The organism is Thiohalobacter sp. (assembly GCF_027000115.1).
Classification (GTDB): domain Bacteria; phylum Pseudomonadota; class Gammaproteobacteria; order Thiohalobacterales; family Thiohalobacteraceae; genus JALTON01.
Map to the genome: position 1 here is coordinate 103518 of NZ_JALTON010000037.1, position 17981 is coordinate 121498.

Below are 17981 nucleotides of genomic sequence, written 5' to 3' on the forward strand. Positions count from 1 at the left end.
CGGGAGAAGAGAGATTATGGCGGAAGTAACGGTTAAGCAATTCGCAGAGGTGGTGGGCATTCCGGTCGACAAGCTGATCAGTCAGCTTGGCGATGCGGGCATTTCCGTGGGCGGCGCCGACGATACCATCACCGATGACGAAAAGATGGAATTGCTGACCTACCTGCGCAGGAGCCACGGCAAGCAGGCGGCACCGGTCGCCGAGCCGAAGAAGATCACGCTCAAGCGCAAGATGCACAGCGAGCTGAAGGTGTCCGTATCCCAGGGTCGGCAGACGGCGACCAAGACGGTGACCGTCGAGGTGCGCAAGAAGCGCACCTACGTCAAGCGCAGCGCGGTGCTCGAGGAAGAGGCCAGGCGTGCCGAGGAAGAGGCCGCGCGCCGCGCCCGGGAGGAGGCTGCGCAGGAAGAGGCCCGCCGTGCGCTGGAGGAAAAGCGTAAGGCGAAGGAGGCCGAGGCCAGGGCGGCCGAGGAAGAGGAAGCACGCCGCCGCGCCGAGGAAGAGGCCGCGCGTCGCCAGGAGCTGGAGAAGCGCCTGGCCGAGGAAAAGGCACGTCTCGCTGCCGAGGAAGAGGCCAAGCGCAAGGCCGAGCAGGAGGCCGCCGCCCAGCGCGAGCAGGCCGGGCGCAAGCCGGGCAAGGGTCGTCGTGACGAGGGCGAGGGCCGCAAGGGTCGCTATGGCCGCGAGGAACTGCACGTTGCCGCCGACAAGAGCGGGCGGCGGCGCAAGAAGAAGGGCCGTACCCGTGACGTGTCGCTGCAGGCGACGGAGCGCCATGGCTTTGCCAAGCCGACGGCGCCGGTGGTGCGGGAGGTGGCCATCCCCGAGACCATCAAGGTTTCCGAGCTGGCCCAGAAGATGTCGATCAAGGCGGCCGAGCTGATCAAGGAACTCATGAAGCTCGGCATCATGGCCACCATCAACGAGGTGCTGGACCAGGAGACCGCCGTGCTGGTGGTCGAGGAGCTGGGGCACAAGGCCAAGCCGCTCAAGGAAAACGAGCTGGAAGAGGATCTGGTGGTCACCGAGGTCGAGGGCGAGAAGGTGCCGCGTCCGCCGGTGGTCACCATCATGGGCCATGTCGATCACGGCAAGACCTCGCTGCTGGACTACATTCGTCGTGCCAAGGTGGCGGCGGGCGAGGCCGGCGGCATCACCCAGCACATCGGCGCCTATCACGTCGATACCCCCAAGGGCACCGTGACCTTCCTCGACACGCCCGGCCACGCGGCCTTCACCGCGATGCGCGCGCGCGGTGCCCAGGTCACCGATATCGTGGTGCTGGTGGTGGCCGCCGACGACGGCGTGATGCCGCAGACAGAGGAGGCCATTCAGCATGCCAAGGCCGCCGGGGTGCCGCTGGTGGTGGCGGTGAACAAGATCGACAAGCCCGAGGCCGATCCCGACCGGGTGAAGAACGAGCTGGCGCAGCGCGAGGTCATCCCCGAGGACTGGGGCGGTGACACCCAGTTCGTGCATGTCTCCGCCAAGACCGGCGAGGGTGTCGACGAGCTGCTCGATGCCATTCTGCTCCAGTCAGAGGTGATGGAACTCACCGCCGTCAAGGATTGCCCGGCGACCGGCGTGATCATCGAATCCAGCCTCGACAAGGGCCGGGGACCGGTCGCGACCGTGCTGGTGCGCAACGGCGTGCTCCACAAGGGCGACATCATCCTCAGCGGTCGAGAATACGGTCGCGTGCGTGCCATGTTCGACGAGAACGGCAAGCCCATCGAGGAAGCCGGGCCGGCCATGCCGGCGCTGGTGCTCGGCCTGTCGGGCACACCCAACGCCGGCGACGAGGTGGTGGTGGTCAACGACGAACGCAAGGCGCGCGAGGTTGCGCTGTTCCGCCAGGGCAAGTACCGCGATCACCGCCTGGCGCGTCAGAAGCAGGCCAAGCTCGAGGAAATGTTCTCGCAGATGACCGAGGGCGAGGTTGCCGAGCTGAATCTGGTGGTCAAGGCCGATGTGCAGGGCAGCCTGGAGGCACTGCGCGACGCACTGACCAAGCTGTCCACCGACGAGGTGCGGGTGAAGGTCGTGGCCGGCGGTGTCGGCGGCATCACCGAATCCGACGTCAACCTGGCTCTGGCCTCGAAAGCCATCGTCATCGGCTTCAACGTGCGCGCCGATGCCGCGGCACGGCGGTTGGCAGAGGAACAGGGTCTGGACCTGCGCTACTACAGTGTCATCTACAACGTCATCGACGACGTCAAGCAGGCGATCTCCGGCATGTTGTCGCCGGAGGTTCGCGAGGAAATCATCGGCCTGGCCGAGGTGCGCGACGTGTTCCGCTCGTCCAAGCTCGGCGCCATCGCCGGCTGCATGGTGGTGGAGGGCGTGGTGCGCCGCAACGCGCCCATCCGCGTGCTGCGCGACAATGTCGTCATATTCGAGGGCGAGCTGGAGTCCCTGCGCCGGCACAAGGACGACGTCAACGAGGTGCGCGCCGGTACCGAGTGCGGCATCGGCGTGAAGGATTACAACGACGTCAAGGCCGGCGACCAGATCGAGGTCTTCGAGCGCAAGGAGGTGGCGCGGACCCTCTGAGGCCCGCCCACCGCCGCGGACAGGCCCATGCCGAGAGACTATCCCCGCACCCGCCGTGTTGGCGAGCAGTTGCGCCGCGAGCTGTCGGAACTGATCCGCGACGAGCTCAAGGATCCGCGGCTGGGCATGGTGACGGTGTCCGACGTCGAGGTTTCGCGCGATCTGGCGCATGCGCGTGTCTATGTCACCGTGCTCGGCGACCAGGTCGCCCGCAAGGAGAGCCTCGCCGCCCTGCGCAGCGCGGCCGGGTTTCTGCGTCGGGCGCTGGGCCAGCGCATGAAGCTGCGCACCGTGCCCGAGCTGCGCTTCCTCTACGACGAATCCATCGAGGAAGGCAGCCGGCTGGACGCCCTGATCGATGCCGCCCTGGCCGAGGATGCGGCCAAGCGCCGTCCCGAGTGAAGGTGACCATCCCAGTTTCCCGTCAGTTTCCGAGGTAAGCAGCGAACATGGCACGTCGACGCCAGAAGGGCCGGAGTGTCAACGGCATCCTGCTGTTGGACAAGCCGGAGGGCATTACATCGAACGAGGCGCTGCAGGTGGTCAAGCACCTGTACAACGCGCGCAAGGCCGGCCACACCGGGAGCCTGGACCCGCTGGCCAGCGGGCTGCTGCCCATCTGTCTGGGCGAGGCCACCAAGGTATCCGGTTTCCTGCTGGATGCGGACAAGCACTACCGGGTCCGCTGTCGGCTGGGCGAGCGCACCACCACTGGCGACGCCGAGGGGGAGGTGGTGGAGACGCGGCCGGTCGAGGGCGTGGACGAGGCCCGGCTGCGCGAGGTGCTGGGCGGCTTCCTCGGCGAGATCGAGCAGGTTCCGCCCATGTATTCGGCGGTCAAGCATCAGGGCCAGCGCCTGTACAAGCTGGCGCGGGAGGGCAAGGAGGTCGAGCGCGAGCCGCGCAAGGTGACCATCCATCGCCTGGAGCTGACCGGCTTCGAGCCGCCGTTCTTCGATATCGATGTCCACTGCAGCAAGGGCACCTATATTCGCACCCTGGCCGAGGACATCGGCGAGGCCCTGGGCTGTGGCGCCCACGTGGCCGCCCTGCGCCGAACCGGCGTCGGTCCCTACGACGGCAGCCACATGATTCCGCTGGAAGAATTACGGCGGCTGGCGAAATCCGGCGGGCACGCCGCGCTCGACGAGCGGCTGCTGCCGATCGAGAGCGCCCTGACCCAGTGGCCGGACGTGCAGCTCAACAGCGACGCCGCCTTCTACGTCCGCCAGGGGCAGCCGGTGCAGGTGCCGCGCGCGCCCACGAGCGGCTGGGTGCGGCTGTACGAGGGCGAGGGTCGCTTCCTGGGCATGGGCCAGATCCTCGACGACGGCCGGGTGGCCCCCAAGCGCCTGATGAACGCCCGCTGAGGCCCGCTGGAAAATCTTGTTCCGCCGGGGGTGGGCGGCTACAATATGCCGCTTTGAAATCCGGGGCTTGCGACTGGCCCCCTCTGGGAGTAACCGAAAGATGTCTCTGACTGCAGAACAGAAAGGCGAGATCGTCAAGAATTATCAGCTGGCGCCCGGTGATACCGGTTCGCCCGAGGTGCAGGTCGCACTGCTGACCGCACGCATCCAGCACCTGACCGACCACTTCGCGACCCACAAGCAGGATTTCCATTCCCGCCGCGGTCTCCTGCGTCTGGTCAACCAGCGCCGCAAGCTGCTGGACTACCTCAAGCGCAAGGATTCCAGGCGCTACCAGGATCTCATCGCCCGCCTCGGCCTGCGTCGCTGATCGACGCGGCAACCGGGCGCTGCGTCCCGCCGCGCACTCATCAGGCAAGGAACAGGAAATCACCGTGAAGCTCGAGCCTATCAAGAAGTCCTTCAAGTTCGGTGACCACACGGTCACGCTGGAAACCGGAGAAATCGCCCGCCAGGCCACTGGCGCCGTGCTGGTCAACATGGACGACACCGTCGTCCTGGTCACGGCAGTCGGCATGAAGAAGGCGGCGGAAGGTCGCGACTTCTTCCCGCTCACGGTCGATTACCAGGAACGCACCTACTCGGCCGGCAAGATCCCCGGCGGCTTCTTCCGCCGCGAGGGCCGACCCAGTGAAAACGAGATCCTGGTTTCCCGCCTGATCGATCGCCCCATCCGTCCGCTGTTTCCCAAGGGCTTCACCAACGAAGTCCAGATCATCGCCACCGTCAAGTCGCTCAATCCCGAGGTCGATCCCGACATCCCGGCGCTGCTGGGGGCCTCGGCGGCCCTGGCCATCTCCGGCATGCCCTTCAACGGCCCCGTCGGTGCGGCCCGGGTCGGCTACGCCGACGGCAACTACATTCTCAATCCCACCAAGACCCAGCTCGAGACCTCCCAGCTCGATCTGGTCGTCGCGGGCACCGAGAGCGCGGTGCTGATGGTGGAGTCCGAGGCGAAGGAGCTGCCCGAGGATGTGATGCTGGGCGCGGTGATGTTCGGTCACGAGGCCTTCCAGGCCGCCATCAAGGCCATCAACGAGCTGAAGGCCGAGGCCGGCAAGCCGGCCTGGGACTGGCAGGCGCCGGAGGCCGACACCGCGCTGGCCGATGCCGTGGCCGCCGCCGGCGAGGCCGCCATCACCGAGGCCTACCAGATCGCGGACAAGCAGGACCGCTATGCGCGGCTGGACGCCATTCGCGACGAAATCACGGACAAACTCAGCGCCGAGGAAGCCGATCCCCGGTTTGAGCCGGAGGCCGTCCGCAGCGCCATCGAGTCGCTGGAAAAGCGCATCGTCCGCGGCCGCATCCTGGCAGGCGAAAAGCGCATCGACGGCCGCGACACCCGCACGGTGCGGCCTATCCATATTCGTACCGGCGTGCTGCCGCGCGTGCACGGTTCGGCGTTGTTCACCCGTGGCGAGACGCAGGCACTGGTCATCACCACCTTGGGTACGGCACGGGACGCACAGATCATCGATGCCATCCAGGGCGAGCGGCGTGAGCACTTCATGCTGCATTACAACTTCCCGCCCTTCTGCGTGGGCGAGACCGGCCGCGTGGGCAGTCCCAAGCGCCGCGAGATCGGCCACGGTCGCCTGGCCAAGCGCGGTGTCGCCGCGGTCATGCCCAGCGAGGAAGAGTTCCCCTACAGCATTCGCGTGGTGTCGGAGATCACCGAATCCAACGGTTCCAGCTCCATGGCCTCGGTCTGCGGCAGCTCGCTGTCGATGATGGATGCCGGTGTGCCGCTGAAGGCGCCAGTGGCCGGTGTGGCCATGGGCCTGATCAAGGAGGGCGACAAGTTCGCCGTGCTCACCGACATCATGGGCGACGAGGATCACCTCGGCGACATGGACTTCAAGGTGGCTGGTACCAGCGATGGCGTGACCGCGCTGCAGATGGACATCAAGATCGACGGCATCACCAGGGAAATCATGCAGACCGCGCTGGCCCAGGCCAACGAGGCGCGCATGCATATCCTCGGCGAGATGAACAAGGTCATCTCCGCGCCGCGCCAGACCATGTCGGACTATGCGCCGCGTTACATCACCTTCAAGATCAATCCCGATCGCATCCGCGACGTGATCGGCAAGGGTGGCGCGACCATTCGTTCGATTACCGAGGAAACGGGTACCAGCATCGACATCTCCGACGACGGCATGGTCAAGATCGCCTCCGTGGATGCCGCCGCCGGCGAGGCCGCGCGCAAGCGTGTGGAGGAGCTGACCGCGGACGTCGAGGTGGGCAAGGTCTACGAGGGCAAGGTTGCCAAGCTCATGGACTTCGGTGCCTTCGTGACCATCCTGCCCGGCAAGGACGGGCTGGTGCACATCTCGCAGATTTCCGACGAGCGGGTGCAGAACGTCAGCGACAAGCTGTCGGAAGGCGACATCGTCAAGGTGAAGGTGCTGGAGGTCGACAAGCAGGGCCGCATCCGCCTGAGCATGAAGGCGGTGGATCAGTCCTGACGGTCGGCTCATGCCGGAGACGACAAAAAGGGGAGCCTTGGGGCTCCCTTTTTCGTTGTGCTCCTAACCGAGCCCGCTGGTGACCAGAAAGTCCTGGAAGGCCCTCGCCGCCGCGGTCTGGATCTTTTTCTCGGGGCGCACCACATACCACTGTCGCTGCAGGGGCAGGCCGACGACGTCGAGCATGGCGATCTCGCCGCTGGCCAGCTCCGCCTGCACCGCGCTCTTGGAAATGATGGAGATGCCAAGGCCCGCTGCCACGGTCTGCTTGACGGCCTCGTTACTGCCCAGTTCCAGGCGAACGCTGAGCGGCACCTCGTGTTCGAGGAAGAAGCTCTCGCAGGCCAGCCGCGTGCCCGAACCCTGCTCACGCGCGATGAAGGATTCGCCGCCGAGCTGTTTCGGCCGGATCCGCTTGCGCCCGACCAGCGGGTGATCGGGGTAGGCTATGGCCACCAGCGGATTCTCCGCGAAGGGTTCGGCAAAGATGCGGGTGCTGTCCGGCGGCTGACCCAGGATGTAGAGATCGTCTTCGTTGCGACTCAGCCGGTCGAGGATGGCCTCGCGGTTGCCCACGAACAGGGATACGTCCAGGCCCGGATATTCGCGCGAGAATTCGCCGAGCAGGCGCGGTATGAAGTACTGGGCCGTGGTCAGCGCGGCCAGATGCAGGCTGCCCTTGTGCAGGCCTTCCATGGCAGCGAGATCCTGGGACAGCAGTTCCAGGCGGTCGAAGATGTCCCGGCAGGCGGCGGCAACCACCTTGCCGGTCTCGGTCAGATAAAGTTGCTTGCCCACCTGCTCGAGCAAGGGTTCACCGACGGCCTCGGCAAGCTGCTTAACCTGGATGGACACGGCAGGTGGCGTGAGATGCATCGCGCGGGCGGTCTGGGCCACGCTCATGTGGCGCGCGAGGGTATTGAAGATCTTGAGCTGGTGCAGGGTAGCGTGATGGAGTGACATGGATCGGGTAGTCTGAATATTAATGTGGGATTAAATGATCCCATAAATTTAATTAACTTAAATTTAAGTATAGCCTGACGCAGAATGCAAGGCGCCCACGGGGTGGTGTGGCCAATGCAGCCGCCGGCCGGTGTGGACCGCATGCGCAGAATCTGCGGCCAGCGGCAGCGGGTGCCTGGAGGGGACACCTGTGCAGCAACTGCTACTTCTTCTGCCGCTGACGCCGCTGCTCTCGGCCTTGGCCGGCCTGCTGGCCGGACCTGCGCAGGGCCGGCGGGTGGCGCGAATCAGTCTCTGGGGCGCGGCTCTGGCATTCGGCCTGTCCGTGCTGTTGCTGGCGGCACGCGTGCTGGGCGACGCCGATGTCGTCGCGGCACTGCCGGGGGACTGGCCCTTTCTCCGGCTCGATCCACTGGGCGCGCTGATGGCCTGGGTGATCGCCGGCATCAGCCTGATCGTCCACGCCTACTCGGTGCGTTACATGGCCGAGGAACCCGGCCTGCCGCGCTATTTCATCCTGCTCGACCTTCTGGTTACCGCACTGTATGCCATGGTACTCGCCGGTGACCTGCTCACCCTGCTGGTGTCCTGGAACCTGATCGGCATCCTGCTGTTCTTCCTGCTGGGACACAATGTCAACAGTCGTGCCGCGAGCCGTTACGCGGGCTGGAGCCTGCTCACCTACCGGCTCGGGGATCTGCCGCTGATCCTGGCAGCGGCGCTGTTGTTCCAGGCTTATGGAACCTTTGATCTGGGCGCCATTTTCGATGCACTGCAGGCCGATCCCGGGCGTACCACCCTGGGTGGCTACCGGCTGGCCGAGGTGGTTGCGATGCTGGTGTCCATCTCCGCCTTCGCTCGCTCCGCCCAGTTCGTGCTGCATGCCTGGCTCCCCTACACGATGGAAGGACCCACACCCGTTTCGGCGCTGATGCATGCAGGCATCGTCAACGCCGGCGGTTTCATCATCAACCGTTTCGCGCCGGTGTTCATCCACACCACCGAGGTGCTGCACTGGCTGTTCCTGATCGGCCTGGTCACGGCCATTGCCGGTTCCATTCTCATGCTCGGACAGAACGACATCAAGAAATCGCTGGGCTATTCGACCATGGGGCAGATGGGCTTCATGATCATGGAATGTGGTGTGGGAGCCTTCTCTCTGGCCATCTATCACCTGATCGCACATGGCATCTTCAAGGGTACGCTGTTCCTCGGTGCCGGCAGCATCATCAACGAGGCGCGGCGCAGCGACGGCGTACCCAAGGATCCGCTCTATACCTTCGTGGTCGAACGCAGGCTGGCGGCCAGGAGACCGCCGTGGCTGTTGATGGCGCTGATGACGCTGGCAGTGCCTTCGTTCATTCTCGGCCTGGCCCACTGGATGGTGGACCAGGAGATCCTGCAAAAGCAGGGCGCCATCGTGCTGCTGTTCTTCGGCTGGGTCACCGGCGCCCAGTTGCTGTTTTCCACCTACAAGATGAAGACCGCGAACCTGCCCAGGCTGCTGGCCCTGATCATATTCTCGTTCACCATCGTGGTGATCGGCTACACGCTGGTTGCCCATGTGTTCGACCTCTTTCTTTATCCCGATCCGGAGATGCGCGCCGCGCTCTATGCCGCAGCAAACATCGACCTGTTCCTGTTCGAGCTGGTACTGGCCATGATCGCCGTCATCGTGGTGCTGGGCTGGCTGCTGGCCTACTACGCGGACCAGAGAGGCGGGGTGCGGTCGGCCCGGCTGTCGTCACTCTGGCTACGTTTCTATGCCCTGGTGTCGAGGGAATTCTATGTGCCGGACATCTACGGTCTCGTATCGCACTGGATGCTCAAGGTGGCGGAGCGCATCAATCGCCGCCTGAGGTGGCTGTGACATGAGCTGGCGGGAACTGGTGCCACTGGCCGTTCTGCTCCCTTTGTTTCCGGCCAGCATGCTGCCGAGTCTGCTCATGCAGCATGTCCGCAACGCCTGGGTCGCAGGCTTGTTTCTGTTGATCTGGTCGCAGGCGGGTGTGGGCCTGCTGCTTTGGCTGCAACCGGACGTGCCCCAGTGGCTGCAGTGGTGGGCGTTTGCGACTGCCTTTCTATATGGTTTTCGCGCCCTGGTACTCAATGAGGTTTCGGAATGGACCGGCTTCATGTTCGTGTCCCTGCTGGCCCTGTTCTGGTTCTTGCCCGTCGAGCGCATCCCGGCACCGGAGGCCCATATGCTTGCCCTGGTTGCGGTGGCGCCCCTGGTCGTTCTGCGCACGCTTTCCGGTCTGATGGCGGCCCGGTTCGGTTCTGCCTACCTGGGCCTGGTGGGGGGGCTGGTGCACGGTTACCCACGCCTGTCCGGTCTGGTCGCGCTCGGCATTCTGGCAGCCATTGCGACGCCGCCTTTCCCGCTGTTCTTCCATTTGGTCGAGCTGCTTGGGCTGTTGCCCTTTTCGATGGCGGTTGCTCTGGTGACGGTCTGGTATTTCTGGGGCTGGGCGGGGGTGCGCCTGCTGCAACGGCTGGTTCTGGGGCCGGAACAGTGGCCGCAATACGGCATCGGCAGGGGGACACCCGATCTGTCACGTGCGGGGATGTGGACCCTGGCGTCGGTCTTTGTCGGCCTGGCGGTCATCGGATTGCGTGAGGCCATGCAGCTCGCGGGGGCAGGCTGATGACGAGTGAACTCGGACAGCGGCTGAGGATTCGCAGCCTGGTGTATGTCGCCGGGGAACAGATTCCCTATTTCTGGCCCATGCGCGCCTTCATTCATCACAACCCCCTGCATGGCTTCGAAGACCGCAACTTTGCCGAGGCGGTACGCGAGGGTACCGCACTGTTCCATGCCCGGGGTTATCTGGCTCGCGAGCAATACCAGCGCTACCTGGCACAGGGCAGGATAGACCGGGACCACCTGCGTCGCGAGATTGCCGCCTTTGTCGAGGACGATGGCGAGATTCTCGGCAGGCCGGTGCTCGACTGGGCGCTGGTGGATCTGACCGATGAGCCGGAACCGGTCGGCTGGGGGGATACCCGGGTAATCGGCGCGGAGGACCTGGCCGCCCTGTTGCAGGGCAGGCCATTGCCCGCGCGGCCGCTGCGGCGCGAGGCCTTGCGGCAGGAACTGGAGGCACGCTTTCTGAGCGGGATGCCGCTGTACGAGGTGCTCGACGCCCTGTTCGGCACGGAACTGGGTGCCGAACTGGACGAGTTGGTGATCAAGAGCTGCCTCGATTTCTTCGACGAGGGTCAGTCGGTCTGGGGCATGCCCGAACGGGAACAGGGATTCTTTCGTGCCTGGCGGGCGGTGGCGCTGCGCAACGGGCGCCTGTTCCTCAAGGGCCTGCACCTGCGGGAAGTCATGGGTGAAGCGGATGCCCCGGAGCAGGTGATTGCCCAGGTGATGTCGCGGCTCGGTATCCCCGAACTGCTGTGGCAGGATTACCTGCGTCGCGAGATCGCACGCCTGCATGGCTGGGCGGGTTTCATCCGCTGGCGTTCGTCCGCCGCGCATTACCATTGGGCCCAGCGTTATCCCGCCGATCTGGTCGACTATGTCGCCGTCCGCCTGCTGTTCTCGGCGGCGCTTCTGCGCGAGGCGTCGCGCCACGGCCTGCCCGCCGACTACCCCGCCTTGCGGGCCTGGATGCGCGCGGAGCCCGAAGCCCTGTTTCTGCGCGAAGAGCTTTACGGGAGGCATGCGGTGCCTGCCCTGGCGGGGCGGGTCGAGCGTACCCTGTTACTTGGCCGGCGTCCCGGGATCGAGGCCCTGTTCGCCGAGTACATGGGTCACAAGCGCGAGCTGGAGGCACGGACCGTGGGGACCCGGCTGACGTCGCTGGGCGAGCGCCTGGGTGTCGCCGCGGTGCTGTCCCGTTTGCCCGCAGCGGAACTCGACCGTCTGTTGCGGGCCCTGGACCGGGTGGAGCGCAACGAAGGTCAGTGCTGGCTGCGCGCCATGGAGGCGCATGCCATCGACCGGCTGGTCGCTGGCGTGACCCCGGATGCCCGGGAACGTCGGGAGAAACGGCCCTTCGCCCAGGCCCTGTTCTGCATCGACACCCGTTCCGAGCGCATTCGCCGTCAACTGGAAGCCGCGGGCGACTACCAGACCTTCGGCATTGCCGGTTTCTTCGGCGTGCCGCTCAGTTTCATCGAGATCGGCAAGGGCAGCGAGACGCACCTGTGCCCGGTTCTGCTCACGCCGCGCAATCTGGTCGTGGAGATTCCCGGTTTCGAGTATCGCGACGAGGCTGCCGTCACGGCCCTGGGCAAGGTGGTCCATGAACTGAAGGAATCCATCCTCACGCCCTTCGTGACCGTGGAAGCGATCGGCCTGCTGTTCGGTTTCGACATGATCGGCAAGACCCTGTTCCCGGCGCTCTATGGCCCCTGGCGCAAGCGTCTGGCGCCGAAACGGGGCATTACGCGGCTGCTGGTGGACAAGCTGAGCCGTGAACGGGCGGACTCCATCGTGCGCGCCGTGCAGCGGGCGGTGATCGAGAAGGCCGTCGAGCAGGATTTCGGACTCCGGCCCGAGCACATCACCGATGACACGGTGCGGACCCTGCGCGAGGCGGCCATGGGCAAGGCCGAGGTGGACCGCGCGGCGCTGGCGACTCTCGGGCTTGATGACGATGGCGTTGCCGATCTGGTAGAACGCCTGCGCGAGGTTTATCTGATCAATCCGGCCTTCGTGCGGGTGCAGATGGAGCGTCTGGGCCGGATCGGTTTCACCGTCGACGAGCAGGCCGGCTATGTGGCGACGGCGTTGCGTTCCATCGGCCTGACCAGCGGCTTTTCCCGTTTCGTGCTGCTGGTCGGTCATGGCAGCACCTCCGAGAACAACCCCTATGAATCGGCCCTCGATTGTGGCGCCTGCGGCGGTAACCATGGACTGGTGAACGCCCGCGTGCTTGCGCAGATGGCCAACAGCCCCCAGGTGCGCCGGCGCCTGCGGCGGCAGGGTATCGACATACCGGACGACACCTGGTTCATGCCGGCGCTGCACGATACCACCACCGACGAGATCCGCCTGGAGGACGTGGAGTTGATTCCGCCGGCGCATCTCATCTATATCGAGCGCCTGCGCAACGGGCTCATCTCCGCCGCCCGCCTGTGTGCGGCCGAGCGCGTGCCCACGCTGGCCAGGGAGTCCGGGGCCGATGATCCTGCCCGCGCCTGGCGCATCGCCCGGCGCAATGCCCTGGACTGGTCGCAGGTGCGGCCGGAGTGGGGGCTGTCGGGGAATGCCTATTTCATCATCGGTCGGCGGGCCATCACTCGCGAGCTGCCGCTCCATGGCCGGGCCTTTCTGCATTCCTACGACTATCGACTGGATCCCCGGCGTCGGCTGCTGGAGAACATTCTCACCGGGCCGCTGGTGGTGGGGCAGTGGATCAACATGGAGCACTATTTCTCGACCGTGGACAACGAGCGCTTCGGCAGCGGCAGCAAGGTCTATCACAATGTCGCGGGTTGCTTCGGGGTCATGACCGGCAATCTCAGCGACCTGCGCACCGGGTTGCCGGCGCAGACGGTGCTCAGGGATGGCATGCCCTACCATGAACCCATGCGGCTGATCACCCTGGTCGAGGCCCCGCTGGCGCATGCCCGGCTTGCGCTGGAGGAGGTGGCCTCGGTCAAGCGTCTGGTACACAACGAATGGATCCGCTTCCTGGTGGTCGACCGGGAGGCCGGGAAGGTATGGGAATTCGACCGCGGCGACTGGCTGCAACGCCCCGGCCCCGAGAGCGGACGGCCGGGCGAATCCGTGGAGGCGGCATCATCATGAAAGAGCTGAATCTGACCCCCATCAAGAAACTGGAAATCATCATCGATGGTGAACATCGGGCCTTCGCGACCGACCTGCTCGATCGGGCCGGGGTCAAGGGCTACACCATCATCAACAATCTGTCGGGGAAGGGCAGTCACGGCTTCCATGCCGGGCACCTGATGTTCAACGAGGACGATGTGCTGATCATGATCATCGCTGCCGTCCCCGAGGAACTGGTCGAACCCATCCTCGAGGGCTTCTCGCCCTTCTTCAACAGCCATTCCGGGGTGGTGTTCGTGTCGGATATCCAGGTCACCCGGCTGGTCAAGTTCCGCGACTGAGGGTGGGGATAGCTGATTGAATCGCAAGGCAAAGGCAGGGAGTTATCCACAGCCTTGGGCAAACAATTAACTATCGTTAATCATAAAAATAAAAAACATTAACTTTTATTAAATCCTGTCCAGGCGCACAATCCCCCGCCAGCAAAGTTTCCAGAGATGCGGCGAACGCGCATTCGTGGTCATCCCGGATATTCCAAGTCACAACCTTCTACTTAGGAGAGCGAGCCGATGGCAAAAAACTACCAGGCGGGCGTTAAAGAGTACCGCGAAATGTATTGGACGCCGGACTATGTTCCGCTCGATACGGACCTGCTGGCCTGCTTCAAGTGCACCGGTCAGCCCGGCGTGCCCCGGGAAGAGGTTGCCGCGGCCGTGGCTGCCGAGTCCTCGACCGGTACCTGGAGTACCGTGTGGTCCGAGCTGCTGACCGACCTGGAGTACTACAAGGGCCGTGCCTACCGCATCGAGGACGTTCCGGGTGACTCCGAGTCCTTCTATGCCTTCATTGCCTATCCCATCGACCTGTTCGAGGAAGGCTCGGTGGTGAACGTGCTGACCTCGCTGGTCGGCAACGTGTTCGGCTTCAAGGCCCTCAAGCATCTGCGTCTGGAAGACATCCGCTTCCCGATCGCCTACATCAAGACCTGCGGTGGCCCGCCGGCCGGCATCCAGGTCGAGCGCGACCGCTTCAACAAGTACGGTCGTCCGATGCTGGGCTGCACCATCAAGCCCAAGCTGGGCCTGTCGGCCAAGAACTACGGCCGTGCGGTGTATGAGTGTCTGCGCGGCGGCCTGGACCTGACCAAGGACGACGAGAACGTCAACTCCCAGCCCTTCATGCGCTGGCGTGACCGTTTCGAGTTCGTCGCCGAGGCCGTGATGAAGGCCCAGGCCGAGACCGGCGAGCGCAAGGGTCACTACCTGAACGTCACCGCGTCCACGCCGGAAGAGATGTACAAGCGCGCCGAGTTCGCCAAGGAACTGGGCATGCCCATCATCATGCACGACTTCCTGACCGGCGGTTTCACCGCCAACACGGGTCTGGCCAACTGGTGCCGCGACAACGGCATGATGCTGCACATCCATCGCGCCATGCACGCGGTCATCGACCGTCATCCCAAGCACGGCATCCACTTCCGCGTGCTGGCCAAGTGTCTGCGCCTGTCCGGTGGCGATCACCTGCACACCGGTACCGTCGTCGGCAAGCTCGAGGGCGACCGCGCCGCCACCCTGGGCTTCGTCGATCAGCTGCGTGAGTCCTTCGTGCCGGAAGATCGTTCCCGTGGTGTGTTCTTCGATCAGGACTGGGGCTCCATGCCGGGCGTGTTCGCCGTGGCCTCCGGTGGCATCCACGTCTGGCACATGCCGGCGCTGGTCACCATCTTCGGCGACGACTCCGTGCTGCAGTTCGGTGGCGGCACGCAGGGTCATCCCTGGGGCAACGCTGCCGGTGCCGCGGCCAACCGCGTTGCGCTGGAAGCCTGCGTCAAGGCCCGCAACGAGGGCCGCGAGCTGGAGCGCGAGGGTGGCGACATCCTGCGCGAGGCGGCGCAGCACAGCCCCGAGCTGGCCATGGCCATGGAGACCTGGAAGGAGATCAAGTTCGAATTCGAGACCGTGGACAAGCTGGACGTCGGCTGATCGCCCGACTGCCACGAACTAGACCGTATCGAATCGAATCCAAGAGGACACTATCATGCAGAACGTTTCGGAAATGGGCGATTACGTCACCAAGCGCACCCTGGAAACCTTCGGCTTCCTGCCGAAGTTCTCCCAGGAAGAGGTCTACAAGCAGATCGCCTACATCCTGGCCCAGGGCTGGACGCCGGCCATCGAGCACGAGCATCCCAGCCAGGCCTTCAATCACTACTGGACCATGTGGAAGCTGCCGTTCTTCGGCGAGCAGGATCTGGCTCACGTGGTGGCCGAACTCGAGGCCTGCCACCGCGCCTATCCGGATCACCACATCCGTCTGCTGGGTTATGACAACTACACCCAGAGTCAGGGCCTGGCCTTCGTGGTCTACGAAGGTCGCGGCTGAGCCGCAGGCACTGATCGCCGCCCCCGTGCAAGGGGGCGGCCACCCGAATTTGAACCCACTTCAAACATGAAGGGTTTGTGATGGCACAGACTGCAAACACCTCTGCGGGCAGCGCCCGGCAGGCAGCCCTCGCCCGGCGTCGCGCCATGTCGACTCAGGGCAAGGCGGGCATCCAGTCGGCTTCCGCCGGCCGTACCGCCGCGCCGCGCGCCTCCGCCACCGGCAGCCAGCCGGTGGCCGCACCGACCGTGGCGGCACGGCCCGCCACCGCAACCGGTACCGGTGCGCGCGCCGCCTCCAGGGCGCGTCGCCGCGCCATGTCCGAACGGGGCAAGGCCGGGGTTCCGAGCAGCGACCGCCAGCGCAGCGAGATCCTGCGCAAGGGCGCTGGCGCCGCCAAGGCCGGCGGTCGCCGCGAGGGCGGCTGTGGCTGCGGCTGCAAGAAGGGCGAGGCACCCGCGGTGAGCGATACGCAGACCCCGAAGACTGAAGTGGTTGCACCCGCGGCACCTGCCGGAGGCGGCATGTTGCCGCGGATGCAGGTACGGGTGACTGCCAGCCCGGGTCGGGCAGCCTCCGTGGCGCGTCGCCGCGCGCTGTCGGCGCGTGGCAAGGCCGGTGTCAGCGCCAACGGCCTGACCCCGGCGCAGACCGCGCGGGCGGCCAATCCCAAGATGTCGGGTCGCGAGCTGGCCCAGGCGCTGCGGGCGCAGCGCAGCCAGCGTGGCAGCGCCGGCGAGAAGAAGCGTTCAGAGCCCGCCGGCCGCCGTCGTCCACGCAAGGCGGACAGCGCCGAAAAGGGTGCCGCCGATGCCTACTGGAAGGTGGGTGTCACCGAGACCTCGCATGGCCAGCAGGTAACCGGCACGATCGTCGGTCGCAGTGTCAAGACCACCGGGGACGAGCCCAGCACCTGCCGGACCATTACCGGTACCGAATACATGGGGGCCGACATATTCCGCGAGTTCTGCCAGGCCGAGCCGCCCGCCGCGCCCTCGAAGGTGCGCGTGACCTCGACCAGTCACGGGCGTTTCGTGACCGGTACCGAGGTCGGCCGCAGTCCCAAGGTCACCGGCGACGAGCCGGGTACCTGCAAGCAGGTCACCGGGACCGACTACCTCAGTGCCGACCAACTGCAGAGCTTCTGCGGTACCGGCGCGGAACCGACTCCGACCCGGATCACCGTATCCCACACGGCCAAGGGCAAGCCGGTCACCGGCAACAATGTCGGTCGTTCTCCGAAGGTGACGGGTGACGAGCCCGGTGCCGCCCGCGAACTCACCGGAACCCAGGTGATGGAGCCCGGCAACGGCGCCTACCCGTCCAAGGTGGGCGTGACCGAGACGGTCCGCGGCGGCCAGGTCACCGGAACCCTGGTAGGTCGCAGCGAGCGCGTCACCGGCGACGAGCCGGGTGCCTGCCGCAATGTTACCGGCGACGACTACATCGGTGCCGAGCAGTTCCAGCAGTTCTGTGGCACCAAGCCGGAACCGCAGGATGCCAAGGTGGGTCTGTCGCGCACGCTGAAGGGCAAGACGGTGAGCGGCACCATGACCAGTCACTCGCCGAAGATCACCGGTGACGAGCCTGGCCTGTGCAAGGCCATCACGGGTACGCCCTATGCCGGTGCCGAGCAGTACCGTGACTACTGCGAGCCCGAGCAGGCGCAGCTTGCCGAGGCCCGCGCGCCCGCACGCCGTGCCACGCCGGGCCCGGTGATGACCGGTATCCAGCCCGGCATCAATGGCAAGATGACCGGTGCCGAAAAGGGTGCCTGCGAGCCGCTGACCGGAACACCCTATGTGGGGGCCGACCAGTTTGCCCAGGCCTGTCCGACCGCGCCCGCCGAGCCGGGCAGCCCGGACTTCCCCCAGACCTTCGGCGAAGCACCCTGGGGCCAGTTCAGCGTCGAACCGCCGAGCCATGCCGCGGCCGTCGCGCGCGAGCCACACGGCGTGACCGGGACCCAGTACGAACGGGGCCAGATCACCGGCCCGTTCGACAAGGCCTCCGGCAAGGTCACCGGCACCGAGGAATTCCGTTTCGGTCGTGGCGCGCCCGCGCAGGCATCCACGCCCGAGCCGGCACCGATGGTGGACGGTCGCGTCAAGCCGCGTGTCAGTGGCGAAGGGATGGATGCGGGTCCGCGCATCACCGGAGATGACTGGGACCGTGGCGACCGTGTGACCGGCACCGAAGGCATGTCTGCGGTGCGGCGCAATCCAACCCGGCGTCCCGAGCGGGGTGCGACCAGCGCCATGCTGCCACCCAAGCGCAACGAAGAGGTCGCCGAGCCGGTGAGCAAGGTGACCGGCGGCAGCGGCAACACCGAAAAGGGTGCGCTCATTACCTATTCGGGAGGCGCGCGCGGCTGAGGGCCTGTCCCCCGCTGAGTCCGGCTTATGCATCACGCACGTCGCAACCGACCTCGC

Annotated in this window: 13 protein-coding genes; 12 read left to right on the forward strand and 1 reads right to left on the reverse strand. The window is 65.6% G+C overall.

Features of this window, described 5'->3' with window-relative positions:
* The first annotated feature begins 16 nt into the window (after positions 1–16).
* The 5 genes from infB to pnp all read left to right on the forward strand — a co-directional run bounded on the left by infB (position 17) and on the right by pnp (position 6455).
* On the forward strand, positions 17–2554 hold the full coding sequence (infB, locus tag MVF76_RS05970; protein ID WP_297527882.1) for a translation initiation factor IF-2: 2538 nt from the start codon (positions 17–19) through the stop codon (positions 2552–2554).
* A gap of 27 nt (positions 2555–2581) precedes the next feature.
* Entirely contained in the window at positions 2582–2956 is a 375-nt protein-coding gene (gene rbfA, locus MVF76_RS05975) for a 30S ribosome-binding factor RbfA (RefSeq protein WP_297527883.1), read from the forward strand.
* A gap of 47 nt (positions 2957–3003) precedes the next feature.
* Positions 3004–3924, forward strand: coding sequence for a tRNA pseudouridine(55) synthase TruB (gene truB / locus MVF76_RS05980; RefSeq protein WP_297527884.1), 921 nt, complete (start codon positions 3004–3006; stop codon positions 3922–3924).
* Positions 3925–4024: 100 nt separating this feature from the next.
* Entirely contained in the window at positions 4025–4294 is a 270-nt protein-coding gene (gene rpsO / locus MVF76_RS05985) for a 30S ribosomal protein S15 (RefSeq protein ID WP_297527885.1), read from the forward strand.
* A 64-nt stretch (positions 4295–4358) separates the two neighbouring features.
* Positions 4359–6455 (forward strand): polyribonucleotide nucleotidyltransferase, encoded by a 2097-nt coding sequence (pnp, locus tag MVF76_RS05990; protein WP_297527886.1) that lies wholly within the window; start codon positions 4359–4361, stop codon positions 6453–6455.
* Positions 6456–6518: 63 nt separating this feature from the next.
* Here the strand turns inward: pnp and MVF76_RS05995 are convergent, their stop codons facing one another.
* Positions 6519–7418, reverse strand: a complete 900-nt coding sequence (locus MVF76_RS05995; protein WP_297527887.1) for a LysR family transcriptional regulator — start codon at positions 7416–7418, stop codon at positions 6519–6521.
* Between the two features lie 190 nt (positions 7419–7608).
* Between MVF76_RS05995 and MVF76_RS06000 the strand changes: the two genes are divergently transcribed.
* From MVF76_RS06000 to MVF76_RS06030, 7 genes are all read left to right on the forward strand, one after another.
* Positions 7609–9288 carry a proton-conducting transporter transmembrane domain-containing protein gene (locus MVF76_RS06000; protein ID WP_297527888.1) on the forward strand — a complete coding sequence of 560 codons (1680 nt, stop codon included), beginning with the start codon at positions 7609–7611 and terminating at the stop codon, positions 9286–9288.
* 76 nt (positions 9289–9364) lie between these two features.
* Positions 9365–10066, forward strand: coding sequence for a hypothetical protein (locus MVF76_RS06005; RefSeq protein ID WP_297527889.1), 702 nt, complete (start codon positions 9365–9367; stop codon positions 10064–10066).
* A complete protein-coding gene (locus MVF76_RS06010) occupies positions 10066–13185 on the forward strand; it encodes a DUF2309 domain-containing protein (RefSeq protein WP_297527890.1) in 3120 nt (1039 codons plus the stop codon). The genes MVF76_RS06005 and MVF76_RS06010 overlap by 1 nt, the downstream gene beginning before the upstream one ends.
* A complete protein-coding gene (locus MVF76_RS06015; protein ID WP_297527891.1) occupies positions 13182–13508 on the forward strand; it encodes a P-II family nitrogen regulator in 327 nt (108 codons plus the stop codon). The genes MVF76_RS06010 and MVF76_RS06015 overlap by 4 nt, the downstream gene beginning before the upstream one ends.
* A 228-nt stretch (positions 13509–13736) precedes the next feature.
* The gene (locus MVF76_RS06020) at positions 13737–15149 is read left to right on the forward strand and encodes a form I ribulose bisphosphate carboxylase large subunit (RefSeq protein WP_297527892.1); all 1413 of its coding nucleotides are present in this window, start codon (positions 13737–13739) and stop codon (positions 15147–15149) included.
* Positions 15150–15204: 55 nt separating this feature from the next.
* Positions 15205–15549 carry a ribulose bisphosphate carboxylase small subunit gene (locus MVF76_RS06025; RefSeq protein WP_297527893.1) on the forward strand — a complete coding sequence of 115 codons (345 nt, stop codon included), beginning with the start codon at positions 15205–15207 and terminating at the stop codon, positions 15547–15549.
* 80 nt (positions 15550–15629) lie between these two features.
* Positions 15630–17924: a CsoS2 family carboxysome shell protein gene (locus MVF76_RS06030; RefSeq protein WP_297527894.1), complete on the forward strand. Its 2295-nt coding sequence runs from the start codon at positions 15630–15632 to the stop codon at positions 17922–17924.
* Positions 17925–17981 lie beyond the last annotated feature (57 nt).

Excerpts from the sequence above, each read along its gene's own strand:
- infB (WP_297527882.1), top strand. The coding sequence starts at position 17 with ATGGCGGAAGTAACGGTTAAGCAATTCGCAGAGGTGGTGGGCATTCCG.
- rbfA (WP_297527883.1), top strand. The coding sequence starts at position 2,582 with ATGCCGAGAGACTATCCCCGCACCCGCCGTGTTGGCGAGCAGTTGCGC.
- truB (WP_297527884.1), top strand. The coding sequence starts at position 3,004 with ATGGCACGTCGACGCCAGAAGGGCCGGAGTGTCAACGGCATCCTGCTG.
- rpsO (WP_297527885.1), top strand. The coding sequence starts at position 4,025 with ATGTCTCTGACTGCAGAACAGAAAGGCGAGATCGTCAAGAATTATCAG.
- MVF76_RS05995 (WP_297527887.1), bottom strand. The coding sequence starts at position 7,418 with ATGTCACTCCATCACGCTACCCTGCACCAGCTCAAGATCTTCAATACC.
- MVF76_RS06005 (WP_297527889.1), top strand. The coding sequence starts at position 9,365 with ATGCAGCATGTCCGCAACGCCTGGGTCGCAGGCTTGTTTCTGTTGATC.
- MVF76_RS06010 (WP_297527890.1), top strand. The coding sequence starts at position 10,066 with ATGACGAGTGAACTCGGACAGCGGCTGAGGATTCGCAGCCTGGTGTAT.
- MVF76_RS06015 (WP_297527891.1), top strand. The coding sequence starts at position 13,182 with ATGAAAGAGCTGAATCTGACCCCCATCAAGAAACTGGAAATCATCATC.
- MVF76_RS06020 (WP_297527892.1), top strand. The coding sequence starts at position 13,737 with ATGGCAAAAAACTACCAGGCGGGCGTTAAAGAGTACCGCGAAATGTAT.
- MVF76_RS06025 (WP_297527893.1), top strand. The coding sequence starts at position 15,205 with ATGCAGAACGTTTCGGAAATGGGCGATTACGTCACCAAGCGCACCCTG.
- MVF76_RS06030 (WP_297527894.1), top strand. The coding sequence starts at position 15,630 with ATGGCACAGACTGCAAACACCTCTGCGGGCAGCGCCCGGCAGGCAGCC.